The sequence below is a fragment of the Polaribacter sp. R77954 genome (assembly GCF_044595335.1).
In the GTDB taxonomy this organism is placed as follows: domain Bacteria; phylum Bacteroidota; class Bacteroidia; order Flavobacteriales; family Flavobacteriaceae; genus Polaribacter.
The window spans coordinates 171,729-185,370 of the sequence record NZ_CP138992.1 but is presented as its reverse complement, the minus strand read 5'-3'; the positions used below and the strand labels follow the sequence as shown (position 1 = coordinate 185,370).

Below are 13,642 nucleotides of genomic sequence, written 5' to 3'. Positions count from 1 at the left end.
CTTTTCTCTTTTGTACCTTTGCTTTTGCAAAAATAAACCCTAAATCATTTACAACCAAAATAAATGAGTAGTATTCAACATAGAATTAACGCTTTCGTAAAATTAGGCACTTTTTTAAGTCAATTTTCTAATAAAAGAATTGAAGAAAAAGACAATATAGAGCATAATGAACTTTTTTTTGAGGGTTTTCTACATCAAATTAAATTAGCACAAGAATACAATTCTTGGTTTACCAAAGACAATATTTTATTTGCATTAGAGAGTTGGTCTATAGCATTATCTGTTAATAACTTAAAAACCTTTACAAGTACCTTAAATGATAAAAATATTACACCAAAAACGGTTGCCATAATAATGGCAGGTAATATTCCTTTAGTTGGTTTTCACGATTTTTTATCAGTTTTAATTTCAGGCCATTCTGTGTTGGTAAAACAATCTTCTAATGATAAACATTTACTGCCTTTTTTAGCTAAATATTTAGAATTTGCAGAAAATAGTTTTAAAGGAAACATAACATTTACAGAAAAAAAGTTAACCAATTTTGATGCTGTAATTGCTACAGGAAGTAATAATACAGCACGTTATTTTGAGTATTATTTTAAAAACAAACCTAATATTATTAGAAAAAGCAGAAACTCTGTAGCTGTAATTACTGGCAAAGAAACACACGAAGATTTTGAAAATTTATCTAATGATATATTTCAATATTTTGGTTTGGGATGCAGAAGTGTATCTAAACTATACGTACCAAAAGACTATCAATTTGATACTTTTTTTAATGGAATGTATTGTAAAAAAGACCTCATCAATAACGCTAAATACGCCAATAATTACGATTATAATAAGGCTGTGTATTTAATGAGTGAGTTTGATTTATTAGAAAATGGTTTTTTAATGATTAAAGAAGATGAAAGCTACGCATCTCCTATTGCTACATTATTTTATGAATATTATGATAATGAAATCGATTTAAAAATAAAACTACATCAAGAAAGAGAAAAAATTCAGTGTATTGTTGCCAAAAACTTTATTGAAAACGAAGTTGCTTTTGGACAAACACAACATCCCAAATTAACGGATTATGCAGATGGCGTAAATACCTTAGAATTTTTATCGAAAATATAAATTAGTTTTTGGTTGATGGTTGCTAGTTTTTGGCAAAAAAACTTAGAAACTTTGAAACTTTGAAACTTTGAAACTCAAAATAATGAAAAAACATAATTTTAGTGCGGGTCCTTGTATTTTACCACAAGAAGTGTTGCAAAAAGCATCTGAAGCAATTATCAATTTTAATAATGACGATTTATCTCTTATAGAAATATCACATAGAAGTAAATCTTTTGTTGCTGTTATAGAAAAAGCACGTGCTTTAGCTTTAGAGTTATTGGGCTTAGAAAATAAAGGCTACAAAGCGTTGTTTTTACAAGGTGGCGCTAGTATGGAGTTTTTAATGGTTGCTTACAATTTGCTGCATAAAAAAGCAGCCTATTTAAATACAGGAACTTGGTCTGATAAAGCCATTAAAGAAGCTAAAGCCTTTGGAGAATTAATAGAAGTTGCATCTTCTAAAGACAAAGGGTATTCTTATATCCCTAAAGGATATTCAATTCCTGAAGATGTTGATTATTTTCATTACACAAGTAACAATACTGTTGCTGGCACACAATTAAAAGAAATCCCTGAAACAAATGTTCCTTTAGTTTGTGATATGAGTTCTGATATTTTTTCACGTCAATTAGACTTTGAAAAATTTGATTTAATTTATGCAGGAGCTCAGAAAAATATGGGCCCTGCAGGCACAACTTTAGTTGTTATTAAAGAGGATATTTTAGGAAAAGTTGAACGTCATATTCCTTCAATGTTAAACTATCAAGTACATATTGACAAAGACAGTATGTTTAACACTCCTTCTGTTTTTGCAGTTTATGTTTCTATGCTAACCTTAGAATGGTTGAAAGATTTGGGTGGAATTGCTTTTATTGAAAAAGTCAACAATAAAAAAGCTGCACTTTTATATGATGAAATTGACAGAAATCCTTTATTTAAAGGAATTGTAGCCAAAGAAGATAGAAGTACTATGAATGCTACATTTACTTTAGTTGATGAAGCTCACAAAGCAACTTTTGACAAACTTTGGCAAGAAGCTGGCATTAATGGTTTACATGGTCATAGAAGTGTTGGTGGTTATAGAGCAAGTATGTATAATGCATTGCCTTTATACAGTGTACAAGCTTTGGTTGATGTAATGCAGGAATTTGAGAAACGCCTCTCCTAACCTCTCCAAAAGAAAGGAACACCTACTCTTGTGATGAAATATGGTGTAAATAACAATTACACGATTAAACTTATAACAATTAAACAATATTTAATGAGGATATTAGCAAATGATGGACTTTCGCAAAGTGGAATTGACGCTTTAGAAAAAGGTGGTTTTGAAGTACTAAATGTAAAAGTGGCTCAAAATCAGTTAGAAAATTACATTAATGAAAACAATATAGATGTAATTTTAGTAAGAGGTGCCACACAAATACAACAAGAATTAATTGATGCCTGCCCTTCTTTAAAACTTATTGGTAGAGCTGGTGTTGGTATGGATAATATAGATGTTGACTATGCAATTGATAATGGTTTACAGGTAATTAATGCACCTTCTGCTTCTTCTAGCTCTGTAGCAGAATTAGTTTTTGCACACTTATTTAGTATGGTTCGTTATTTACATTCTTCTAATAGAGAAATGCCTCTAGAAGGTGACTCTCGTTTTGCTGCATTAAAAAAAGCGTATTCACAAGGAACTGAACTAAGAGGTAAAACTTTAGGAATTATTGGTTTTGGTAAAATAGGCCAAGAAGTGGCAAAAATAGCCATTGGATTAGGAATGAAAGTTTTAGCTACAGATCCTTATGTTGAAAGCGCTCCAATAACTTTAGAGTTTTTCAACGGACAAAAGTCTACATTCACCATTTTAACTACAGATAAAGAAGAATTGTTAAAAGAAAGTGATTTTATAACTTTACATATTCCTTTACAAGAAGATTATACCATAACAACCTCTGAATTTGAGGTAATGAAAGATGGTGTTGGTATCATTAACACAGCAAGAGGTGGTGTTTTAAATGAAGTAGATTTGGTGAATGCCATTGAAAACGGAAAAGTACAGTATGCTGGTTTAGATGTTTATGAAACAGAACCAACACCAGCAGTACAATTATTAATGAACCCAGAAATTTCGTTAACACCACATATTGGCGCATCAACTTTAGAAGCTCAAGAAAGAATTGGTTTAGAGTTGGCAGAACAAATTATAAAATTATTGTAATTATAATTTTTTCAAATCAAGTTTAAAATTGTACTTATTTCTCAAATTTTAAAAATTTCTTTTTCATAAACTAAAATGTATCTGTTAGCATAAATACCTCATTTAGGTTAACAGATACATTATATATTTTTTTAAAACTTTAGCTACAAAATTTAAAAACGATTATCGCCATCTAACATATTACCCAAACCTCCTAAAACACTGCCTTCACCTCTAGTTCCAGAACCTGTTTTAGGCGCCATTGACAAAACACGACCTGCCAATCTACTAAAAGGTAACGATTGTACATAAACTGTTCCTGGACCTTTTAAAGTAGCAAAAAACAATCCTTCACCACCAAAAATGGTGTTTTTAATGCCACCAACAAACTCAATATCATAATCTACAGTTTGTGTAAAGCCAACAATACATCCAGTATCTACTTTTAAAACTTCACCAGGTTGCAAAACCTTTTTTGCCATTGTTCCACCAGCGTGAATAAAGCCTAAACCATCCCCTTCCATTTTTTGCATAATAAAACCCTCGCCACCAAACAAACCTCTTCCTAGTTTTTTAGAAAACTCAATACCAATAGAAACTCCTTTTGCAGCACATAAAAATGCATCTTTTTGGCAAATAAATTTACCTCCAAATTCATTCAAATCAATAGGAACTATTTTTCCTGGATAAGGAGACGCAAATGAAATTTGTTTTTTTCCAATTCCGGCATTCGTAAAAACGGTCATAAATAAACTTTCGCCTGTTAAAATACGTTTCCCAGCAGAAAATATTTTTCCTAAAATCCCTTTTTCTTGATTAGAGCCATCACCTAAAATGGTATTCATTTTAATTTGGTCGTCCATCATCATAAAAGTTCCAGCTTCTGCTACAACCCCTTCTTCTGGATCTAACTCTATTTCTACAAATTGCATTTCTTCACCGAAAATTTTATAATCTATTTCGTGTGCGTTCATATTTGGGTTACTAGCGGAATTATTTGGTATTCTATCTTGAAACATGTTTAATTTATTTATTTACTTAATTAGTAGGTTTATTTTATAAAATGTTACTTAAAATTAACAAAATAAAACATAGCACAAAAAAAAGCCGTGATAAATCACGACTTTATTACATGGTATGTGGCAATATAAATCCCCCAATAAAATTACCTACTCATACATTTGTATTACAAATTTAACAATATCCTTAGAAAAAATGAAATAAATAGTACAACTTATCTACTACAAAGATGTAAATTATAAATAAAATCTACTATATTCACACATCAACCAAAAAAAATCAACAAAAAAATGAAAAACTCAGTCATTATATTCTGTTTTTTGATTCATTTTCTTTTTCAGCCTTATTTTACAATTGGTCAAGAAAAAGTTATTAAAAATGGTGATCAATGGGAATATTATGATATTGGTTATATGAGCGATAATTGGTATCAACAAGTTGAAGATTATGATTGGAAAAAAGGATCTACACCACTTGGTTATGGTGATGTAGTAATTGCGTCCAAAATAAGTTTTGGAAATAATCCAGATGATAAAGAATGGGTTGAATATTTTAAAAAAGAAATTACTATTGACAGGAGTAAATACATAGGCTTTGAAATAAAATTACTAAGAGACGATGGTGCTGTAGTTTACTTAAATGGTGAGGAACTTTTTAGATCTAACATGCCAAATGGCATTATTAAAAATAATACTGAGCCCTTATCTACAATTGATGGTGAAGAAGAGAAAGCTTATGATGTGCAATTCTTTGATAGCAAACTCTTTAAAAACGGTAAAAATACAATTGCTGTTTCGGTTTTTCAATCTTATAGAACTTCGAGCGATTTAATTTTTAGTTTAGAACTGATTGGGCATTCTTCAACACGAGTATTCTCGGAACTTATTGAAAATAAAAAAAGAAAAAACGATGAGCTTATTGGTAAAATAAATGATTTAAATGCAGATTTTGAGTACCAAAAAATAATTACAAAAAATGACATTTTAGAGAACTCTAATTATTATCAAAAAATATTCATCACTTTTTTGATTATTGTTATTGTTTTAAGCATGGTTGTGGTGTATTTTATTGGCCAAAATCAAAAGAAAAAAATAGTCGATAAAAATAAAAAACTAGATTTCTTGAATGAAAAAATTTTAGATAAAGAAAAAGAAATGCTTTATCTATCATCAAAATTATTGGGCGAAAAACAATATTTAAAGGAAATAAGAGCTGAGCTGAAAGAAATAAATATAGAGCATAAAGGAATTTTAAAAAGCCTACTACTAGATATCAATACAAAACTAAATGAAGATAATGAATGGCAAACTTTAAAAGAACATTTCAATGCAGTTTATAATGATTTTTATAATAAATTGATGGAGCTTCATCCTGATTTGTCTGAAACTGAATTAAGACATTGCCTATTTATAAAACTCCATTTACAAACTAAAGAAATTGCAAGAATCTTATCTATAGATCCAAGATCTGTGCAAACCACAAAATATAGAATCAAGAAAAAGATGAAACTACATGAAAGCTTAGATCTAAGAGCATATTTATTAAAAATTTAATACGTGTTCTTAATTGTTAAGCGTATAATAATTAAATTTTAAAGTTTTATTAACCTTATCATTTTACCAAAAAAACTACTTTTGAAGTGACTTTAAATGTAATTTAAAAATAGATTATGAAATATTTAACTCCAGAAATTGAAGCTTTATCAAAACAATATGAAGTTACTAAATCTTTAGCAAGAACTTCTGCGTCTTGTGGTATTTTTCAAGATTTAGATTATAACCAAAAAAGACCCTTGCCTTATATTAAAAAAGATTAGTTTTTTACTTTTAAACTCCATTGGAATTTAAAAGTAGATACCACTACCCCATCTTCATTAATACCCTCTGCAGTTAGCAAAATTTGTTGCCCTTCTTTTGTTGCTATAGATTTTTGAATAGCTTCTCTAATTTCATTACCTCCTTTACAACTAAATGTAACTCTACCTGTTGCTTTTTTATAAAAATCAGCTTCTTGATGAGTAACAAGCATCGAAACTTTTCGTTTAGAATCATAAATAGCTTTCATTACTAAAATACCTGTTGGCATTTCTGCAGCCATACCTTGTGCAGCCCAAAACATACTTTTAAAAGGGTTTTGATTTAACCATCTATGTTTAATAGTTACCACAACTTCGTTATCGGTTATAGATTTTACACGAACGCCTCCAAAAAAAGCCAAAGGCAACTTAAAAAGGTTGAAAAAATTAACTTTTACAGGTGTAAACTTCATTTAAATGTATTTATTGACTATAATAAAATTCAAAAAATCAATTTTCATATTTTCCGAAATGCAATATAATCAATTTAATTAAACCCAACAATAGCAATACTTTTCAGTTATATTTTAAAAAAACATATCGCCATTAAAATGTTAATAAAACGTTAATTATAGTACTATGTATTGCATAATACCTTCTTTAGGATATATATTTGCATAAGAAAGTATTATATACAATTATAAAATGAAACAAAATAAAGAAAACACCAATGCCTTTTTAATACATATTTCTGCATTTGCAGGGTTTATGTTTCCATTTGGCCACATTATAACTCCATTAATTGCTTGGCAAACACTAAAAGACAGAAGTTTATTTTTAGATGAACAAGGTAAAGAAGCTGTAAACTTTAATATCAGTTACACTTTATATGTATTTTTATTATCTATCGTATTTATACCATTTGCAATTGGTTCTATTTTTAGTAGGCATCATCGTAATATAAATTGGAGTAATTTGAACTTCAATTTCGATATCAATACTCACAATTTATTTGGTGTATTGGGTTTTGGATCTATTGCAGGTATTGTTTATTTTATTGGTATTGTTTTAGTAATCATAGCTTCTATAAAAGCCAGAGAAGGCGAAAATTATAAATACCCTTTTACCATAAAGTTTATAAAGTAACAAAAACCTCTCTTTATCCCTCTAAAAGAGGGAATCAAAAAACGTAATAACGATTCATTACAATAGTAAATTAAATGAAAATAATATATCAAAGTTTGCTCAATCAAGAATTCTTTTCCTTTAGTAAAATTAGGTTGGGCTCAATAACACATAAAATATGAAGATTGAAAACACAAAAGCACAAATGCGAAAAGGTGTTTTAGAATTCTGCATTTTATCCATCTTAAAAAATGGAGATGCATATACTTCTGAAATTCTTTCCACGCTAAAAAGTGCTGAAATGATTGTGGTTGAAGGTACCATTTATCCGTTATTAACCCGTTTAAAAAATGCAGGTTTATTAACTTATAGATGGGAAGAGTCAACTTCTGGACCACCAAGAAAATACTACGTTTTAACTGAAAACGGAGGAATGTTTTTAAAAGAACTCAACAAAACATGGAATAATTTAGTAAACGCAGTACACCAAGTAACTAGTAAAAAATCAACTACCAATGAATAAGACCATAAATATAAATTTAGGCGGATTTTTCTTCCATATAGATGAAATTGCCTATCAAAAATTACGAAGATATTTAGAATCCATTTCTAAATCTTTAAGTGATGATCCGCAAGGAAAAAATGAAATTATTGCAGATATTGAAGCTAGAATTAGCGAATTATTATCAGAAAAAATTACTGATGTTAGACAAGTAGTTAACGAAAGTGATATTGATGATATCATTAAAATAATGGGGCAACCAGAAGATTATGCTGATGCTGAAGAAGCGTATAGTGATGCCAGCTATTCTTACAAAAGAAACAACACATCTGGTAAAAAATTATTTAGAGATGGTGATGATAAGTTTTTAGGTGGTGTAGCTTCTGGTATTGCACATTATTTTGATGTTGATACCATTTGGATTCGATTGGCCTTTATTATTTTAACCGCAAGCGGATTTTCTGTTTTGGTGTACATCATTCTATGGATTCTATTACCAGAAGCAAAAACTACCGCCGAAAAATTACAAATGGAAGGCGAACCAGTAAATATTGATAATATTGAAAAAAAAATCCGTAAAGAATTTAGTGAGGTATCAGATAAAGTAAGTGTGGTTGCCAAAGAAGCATCAGAAAAAATAAAAGAAGGTGCTAATGAGTTTTCTGATAAAATGAGTAAAACTTTTTCGGGAAAGACCAAAAAAAATAACGGAGCAAGCGATTTTTTTGATACCATAGGTAAAATATTACTCGCAATTTTTAAAGTATTTGGTAAGTTTATTGGTATTGTAATTATATTTATTTCTGCTGCTGTTATTTTATCTCTATGTATTGGAGGGTTTTCTGTAGGACGTTTAGGTTGGTTAGAAATTGATGGAGAGTTTTTGCATTATCCTCCTTTTTTAGAGGACACCATTTTACCAACTTGGTTGTTAATAGTATGTGCATTTTTATTAGTAGGTATTCCTGCTTTAGGGTTATTAATTTTAGGCCTACGTATTTTATCTAGCAATATTAAAAAAATGAATAAGCCAACATCTTTAACCTTGTTAGGAATTTGGATTGTAGCATTTTTAGGAATTTTCATTACATTTTTAGATTTTGGCACATCACACGCAACTTATGGCGAATCCACAGAAAAAAACACGCTTAATATAGTAGCCAATGATACAATACAGCTAAAAATGATAAATGATGACAACCTTTATTATCGTCATAATTTAAGAAGAAGCACTTACAAAGAAGAAGTGGAAGTAAATGGAGAGGTTATGACGTATGCAAGTGATATAAAGCTTGATGTTAGAAAAAGTAATACTGATGAAAATTATATGGTGATTCAAAAAGAATCTAAAGGTAAAACAAGAAGTAAAGCAAAAGAAAATGCAAAACAAATAAAATACAACTTTAAAAGAATAGCAAATACTATTGTTTTAGATGCCTATTTTTTATCTGATTACAAAAACCTTTGGAAAGATGAAGAAATCAACATTATATTTTATCTAACAGAAAATACAACAGTTTATTTTGATAATTCTGTAAAAAACTTTTTGTATAGAGTAGATAATGAAGAAGATATTTATGATAAAGATATGGCAAATCATTATTTTAAAATGACAGATAAAAGCCTAAAATGTACAGATTGCAAAGTTGACATTGAAAAAGAGAAAAAAGAGTCTGATGACAACATAAGTGATATGACACAAACTATTTAATACAATTCAGTACAAAAAAACAACAATTGAGCAACCTTTGTTCCATTTTAAGCGTCTAATCTAAGACCTTTGAAACATCAATTAAATCTAATATCATGAAAACGATCACCAAAAAAATACTTTCAATTCTTTTTTTAGCAACACTTTTAAGCGCTTGCAACGTAAATATGTTCAACAGAATTAACGGAAATAAAAACGTTGTAACAGAAAACAGAAAAGTAAATGAAGACTTTAGTAAAATAAAAGTAAGTACAGGTTTAGACTTATATATTACGCAAGGTTCAACATCAAAAATAATTGTAGAAGCTGATGAAAATTTACAAGAAATCATTAAGACTGAAATTAACGATGGTGTTCTAAAAATTTATTCCGAAAAAAATATTTGGAGAGCAAAATCTAGAAAAGTGTATGTAACTCTAGAAACTTTAGAGGCTGTCACAGCAACAAGCGGATCTGATGTATATACCAAAGAAATCATTAAAGTTAACGATATTGATTTAAAAGCAACTAGTGGTGCAGATATTAGAATAACTTTAGATGCAAATGCTGTAACCAGTAGTGCTACAAGTGGCTCTGACATAGAAATTTCTGGAATTACAAATAACCACGTTTCAAGCGCAACAAGTGGAGCATCCATTGATGCATACGAGTTAAGAAGCAAAAATGTAACTGTAAATGTTTCAAGTGGTGCAGATATAAACGTTTATGCATCAGAAAGTATCTCAGCAAAGGCTTCTAGTGGTGGAGATATCGATTTTAAAGGAAGTCCTAAACAGGTTAACAAAAAATCTTCTTCTGGTGGAAGTATTTCTGCTAAATAAATTTTGAATTAATTAGTCAATCAACCAAAGAAATTCTTGGGGCTTTAATTAGCCTCAAGATTTCAAAAAAATTATACCTGTTTAGAAAAATATAAAAAAAACTGACATTAGAAGCTAACTCTAATAACAGTACTAATACTTGGTTTTATTAGTTTACTTGGTAAGTCGTCGTTTTGTAGAAAAACGACGCTTACTTTTTTTTATGTTGAACTTGTTTCAGCATCATTAAATCCAATCTTAATTTTTACGTTTAAATATAAACTCCTTAAAAGTAGGCTTTTTCCTCTTGACTATTTAAAATTAAAAAACGAACTTCGTTAACTATGGATATAACGAATTGAAACTCGTCATATCCGAAAAGAGTTGTAACCAATGCGAAAAAAACGATGAACAGAACTTTAATGATTGTCTTTCTACTTTTAAATTTGACTGCTTGTGCTCAAATTCAAGTTGATATTCCGAAAAATCTTGTCGAAACCAAAATACCAAAAGTCTCTACTGAAGAATGGAGAGAATTGAATTACGCTCGAAATGAATTTGGCGTAAAAATCATAGACAATAAACTGAATATTGAAAAAGTAAAAGAAAGAAATAAAGCGGAATTAAAAATAGATGGTGGAAATTTAATCGGAATAAATCGTGGCGAATGGGGTGGAAAATTATCATTTGTTCCGAATAATAAAGACAAAAAAGAGATAGAAATAAAAAAAGGAAATATCAAATTCGTTTTTGAATTTAATGACAAAATCTATTTTATAGAAGGACTTGCACATTTATCGTATAGTGGTGGAGCAATTTTCGAGTTAAAAAAAGACGGAGAAAATTTTTCCTATGAAAACATAATGGAATTTGACGATGCACCAGAGGCTTTTACTATTTATGAAAATAAGTTATTAATTGCTACACATCAGAATTTTTATGTAGTTGAGAATTTTGAAAAAGAGTTAATTTTTGAAAATACTTTTTGGTCAAGTTTATATCCGAATTCTATTGCTGTAATTGATAACGAAAATGTATATATGGGAATTAGAAGCGGACTAATAAAATTAGATTTAACGAATAAAAATATTACATTTTATAAACACATTGAATAAAGCACTGGTTACAACACCGTATATAATTTATTGCTGGCTTTTTGCCTACTTGCGAAAGTCCTCGCGGACTTTCTTGGTCGGTAAATATTTACTAAATTAGTTGCTTGAAACACGCAACAAACCATATACAACAACGTTAGCGAAATAGCACACATCCTAAAATAAAGTCGCAAAATTTTAACCTTTATATTTAGATAATGTTCATTTGATAAAATGAAATTTTTGTCTGGCAAATAGAACATCAACCCTTAGTTATTATATGATTTTTTACTTTAAATCTGTAATCCTATTTTAAATGCTTTTAAAATATTTACCTTTATCGTCCAATTACAAATTTTAAAATGGAAAACAAATTCAATATTTCAGTATTAATAGATGGCGATAATGCACAACCCAAACTCATTAAAGAAATTATTGATGAAGTTTCTAAATACGGTAAAGCAACGATTAGAAGAATTTATGGCGATTGGACCTCGCAACAAATGAATAGTTGGAAGGCAATTATAAATCAACATTCTATAACTCCGATTCAAAAGTTTTCTTATACAACAGGCAAAAACTCCACAGATGGCGCATTAATTATTGATGCCATGGATATTTTACATGGAAAAAATACCGAAGGTTTTTGCATTGTTTCTAGTGATAGCGATTATACTGGTTTAGCCAAAAGAATTCGAGAAGAAGGCCTTTTTGTAATGGGTATTGGAGAGAAAAAAACACCAACTGCATTTGTAAAATCTTGTGAAGTTTTCACTTTTACAGAAAACCTTAAAAATGAAGATACAGAAGAAGAGGATGAAAAAGCAACTGATGAAACCAAAAAGAAAAAAGTACTTAAAAAAGTTAAACCAGTAACTCAAAATATTAGGTTATCAAAAGAAGATTGGAAAACCGTTATAAAAGCTTTTGAAATCTCTACAAACGAAGAAGATAAAGCACACATTTCAACTTTAGGCTTAAATATTAGAAAAATTGATCCAAGTTTTGATCCTAGAAGTTATGGTTTTAAAAGTTTAACAAAACTTTTTGCCAACATCGAGAAATTTGAAATTATAAAAAATGAGGTAAATGGCTCCAACTATCCTTTATTAAAAATGAAATAAGCCTATTTTTTATTGCCCAAATATTCCTCTATATCTGCAATATGGTGTTGTAAAGCTCTTGTTGAAATTTGAATTTCTTTAATCAACAAGGCTAAAGAAATCAATAATAAAATTAGTCCTAAACCAAATGCATAAATTGCAATAAGTTGATAGCCAATATAAATCAAAAACATGGTTAAAACGCAAAATAAAAGGCTTGTAATGCCAAATACTTGCATCCATTTTGTTAAGTTTAGTCGTTGTTTTAAATTATTAATTTGTCGTAATAAAGAATCATCATACTCTTTCAAATATCTATCATGTAAATTTCTAATCACAGAAGCGTAAGCCAAAAACCGATTGGTATACGCTAGCATTATTAAAGAAATTGCAGAAAATAATAATGCAGGTGTTGTTAATGTAAGTTGTTCCATAATGCAAAATTAATACTATTAAACTAAAATCTTTTCTGTAATTTTACAATAATGAAAAAATTGATTTACTTACTTGTTTTATCTTTATCATTAGTAACATTTTCACAAAATTTACCCAAAGGTTTTGTGTATTTACATAATGTTGATGCATCCATTCAAAAAGAATTACGATACCTAGGCTCTAATAATTTTATAGGAAAGCCCATTAATGGTTATAGTAACAATTGTGTAATTGTTTCAAAGCCAACTGCTCTAGCATTAAAGAAAATTCAAACAAAACTCAAAAAAGAAGGTTTAAGTTTAAAAATATTTGATGCGTATAGGCCTCAACAAGCCGTAGATCATTTTGTAAATTGGGCAAAAGATACTAATGATACTTTAATGAAAAAACAATATTATCCCAAAATAGCAAAATCACAGTTATTTAATTTAGGCTATATTGCTTCAAAATCTGGCCATACAAGAGGCAGCACAGTAGACATAACACTCGTAGATCTTAAAACAGGTAAGGATTTAGATATGGGTAGCCCTTATGATTTTTTTGGAGTGCGTTCTCATCCTTTTTATAGAAAAATATCAGAAACGCAAAAAGAAAACAGAATGTTATTAAGAAGGATGATGTTAAAAAACGGATTCAAACCTTATGATAACGAGTGGTGGCATTTTACCTTGAAAGAAGAACCTTACCCAAAAACCTATTTCAATTTTCCTGTAAAATAATAATTTAACAAAAACTAAACAACGTCCGTTAAAATCGGCATTA

General features: G+C 29.2%; 15 protein-coding genes. 12 read left to right on the top strand and 3 right to left on the bottom strand.

Features of this window, described 5'->3' with window-relative positions:
• Nucleotides 1-63 precede the first annotated feature (63 nt).
• The 3 genes from SJY27_RS00730 to SJY27_RS00720 all read left to right on the top strand — a co-directional run bounded on the left by SJY27_RS00730 (nucleotide 64) and on the right by SJY27_RS00720 (nucleotide 3,316).
• Nucleotides 64-1,125, top strand: coding sequence for an acyl-CoA reductase (locus SJY27_RS00730; protein ID WP_397446327.1), 1,062 nt, complete (start codon nucleotides 64-66; stop codon nucleotides 1,123-1,125).
• 82 nt (nucleotides 1,126-1,207) lie between these two features.
• Nucleotides 1,208-2,275, top strand: coding sequence for a 3-phosphoserine/phosphohydroxythreonine transaminase (gene serC / locus SJY27_RS00725; protein ID WP_397446326.1), 1,068 nt, complete (start codon nucleotides 1,208-1,210; stop codon nucleotides 2,273-2,275).
• A 93-nt stretch (nucleotides 2,276-2,368) separates the two neighbouring features.
• Nucleotides 2,369-3,316, top strand: a complete 948-nt coding sequence (locus tag SJY27_RS00720) for a D-2-hydroxyacid dehydrogenase (protein WP_397446325.1) — start codon at nucleotides 2,369-2,371, stop codon at nucleotides 3,314-3,316.
• Nucleotides 3,317-3,468: 152 nt separating this feature from the next.
• On the opposite strand, the gene SJY27_RS00715 is transcribed toward SJY27_RS00720, so the two are convergent.
• The gene (locus tag SJY27_RS00715; RefSeq protein WP_397447945.1) at nucleotides 3,469-4,269 is read right to left on the bottom strand and encodes a TIGR00266 family protein; all 801 of its coding nucleotides are present in this window, start codon (nucleotides 4,267-4,269) and stop codon (nucleotides 3,469-3,471) included.
• Between the two features lie 336 nt (nucleotides 4,270-4,605).
• Here SJY27_RS00715 and SJY27_RS00710 point away from each other — a divergent pair, with 336 nt between their 5' ends.
• Both SJY27_RS00710 and SJY27_RS00705 read left to right on the top strand, forming a co-directional pair.
• On the top strand, nucleotides 4,606-5,868 hold the full coding sequence (locus SJY27_RS00710; protein ID WP_397446324.1) for a helix-turn-helix transcriptional regulator: 1,263 nt from the start codon (nucleotides 4,606-4,608) through the stop codon (nucleotides 5,866-5,868).
• 116 nt (nucleotides 5,869-5,984) lie between these two features.
• On the top strand, nucleotides 5,985-6,131 hold the full coding sequence (locus SJY27_RS00705) for a hypothetical protein (protein ID WP_397446323.1): 147 nt from the start codon (nucleotides 5,985-5,987) through the stop codon (nucleotides 6,129-6,131).
• Here the strand turns inward: SJY27_RS00705 and SJY27_RS00700 are convergent.
• Nucleotides 6,128-6,583 (bottom strand): DUF4442 domain-containing protein, encoded by a 456-nt coding sequence (locus SJY27_RS00700; RefSeq protein WP_397446322.1) that lies wholly within the window; start codon nucleotides 6,581-6,583, stop codon nucleotides 6,128-6,130. The two genes, SJY27_RS00705 and SJY27_RS00700, sit on opposite strands and share 4 nt — an antisense overlap.
• A 232-nt stretch (nucleotides 6,584-6,815) precedes the next feature.
• On the opposite strand from SJY27_RS00700, the gene SJY27_RS00695 reads away from it, so the two are divergent.
• The 6 genes from SJY27_RS00695 to SJY27_RS00670 all read left to right on the top strand — a co-directional run bounded on the left by SJY27_RS00695 (nucleotide 6,816) and on the right by SJY27_RS00670 (nucleotide 12,466).
• Nucleotides 6,816-7,256 carry a DUF4870 domain-containing protein gene (locus tag SJY27_RS00695; protein ID WP_397446321.1) on the top strand — a complete coding sequence of 147 codons (441 nt, stop codon included), beginning with the start codon at nucleotides 6,816-6,818 and terminating at the stop codon, nucleotides 7,254-7,256.
• Nucleotides 7,257-7,413: 157 nt separating this feature from the next.
• Nucleotides 7,414-7,758 (top strand): PadR family transcriptional regulator, encoded by a 345-nt coding sequence (locus tag SJY27_RS00690; RefSeq protein WP_397446320.1) that lies wholly within the window; start codon nucleotides 7,414-7,416, stop codon nucleotides 7,756-7,758.
• Nucleotides 7,751-9,448 carry a PspC domain-containing protein gene (locus tag SJY27_RS00685; protein ID WP_397446319.1) on the top strand — a complete coding sequence of 566 codons (1,698 nt, stop codon included), beginning with the start codon at nucleotides 7,751-7,753 and terminating at the stop codon, nucleotides 9,446-9,448. Before SJY27_RS00690 ends, SJY27_RS00685 begins: the two co-directional genes overlap by 8 nt.
• Nucleotides 9,449-9,543: 95 nt before the next feature.
• Nucleotides 9,544-10,269 carry a head GIN domain-containing protein gene (locus SJY27_RS00680; protein ID WP_397446318.1) on the top strand — a complete coding sequence of 242 codons (726 nt, stop codon included), beginning with the start codon at nucleotides 9,544-9,546 and terminating at the stop codon, nucleotides 10,267-10,269.
• Nucleotides 10,270-10,655: 386 nt separating this feature from the next.
• The gene (locus SJY27_RS00675) at nucleotides 10,656-11,363 is read left to right on the top strand and encodes a hypothetical protein (protein WP_397446317.1); all 708 of its coding nucleotides are present in this window, start codon (nucleotides 10,656-10,658) and stop codon (nucleotides 11,361-11,363) included.
• Between the two features lie 341 nt (nucleotides 11,364-11,704).
• Nucleotides 11,705-12,466 carry an NYN domain-containing protein gene (locus tag SJY27_RS00670; RefSeq protein ID WP_397446316.1) on the top strand — a complete coding sequence of 254 codons (762 nt, stop codon included), beginning with the start codon at nucleotides 11,705-11,707 and terminating at the stop codon, nucleotides 12,464-12,466.
• Between the two features lie 2 nt (nucleotides 12,467-12,468).
• On the opposite strand, the gene SJY27_RS00665 is transcribed toward SJY27_RS00670, so the two are convergent.
• On the bottom strand, nucleotides 12,469-12,879 hold the full coding sequence (locus tag SJY27_RS00665) for a DUF2721 domain-containing protein (protein ID WP_397446315.1): 411 nt from the start codon (nucleotides 12,877-12,879) through the stop codon (nucleotides 12,469-12,471).
• A gap of 51 nt (nucleotides 12,880-12,930) precedes the next feature.
• Here SJY27_RS00665 and SJY27_RS00660 point away from each other — a divergent pair, with 51 nt between their 5' ends.
• Complete coding sequence (locus tag SJY27_RS00660; protein ID WP_397446314.1) at nucleotides 12,931-13,599, top strand: M15 family metallopeptidase; 669 nt, start codon at nucleotides 12,931-12,933, stop codon at nucleotides 13,597-13,599.
• The last annotated feature ends 43 nt before the right edge of the window (nucleotides 13,600-13,642 follow it).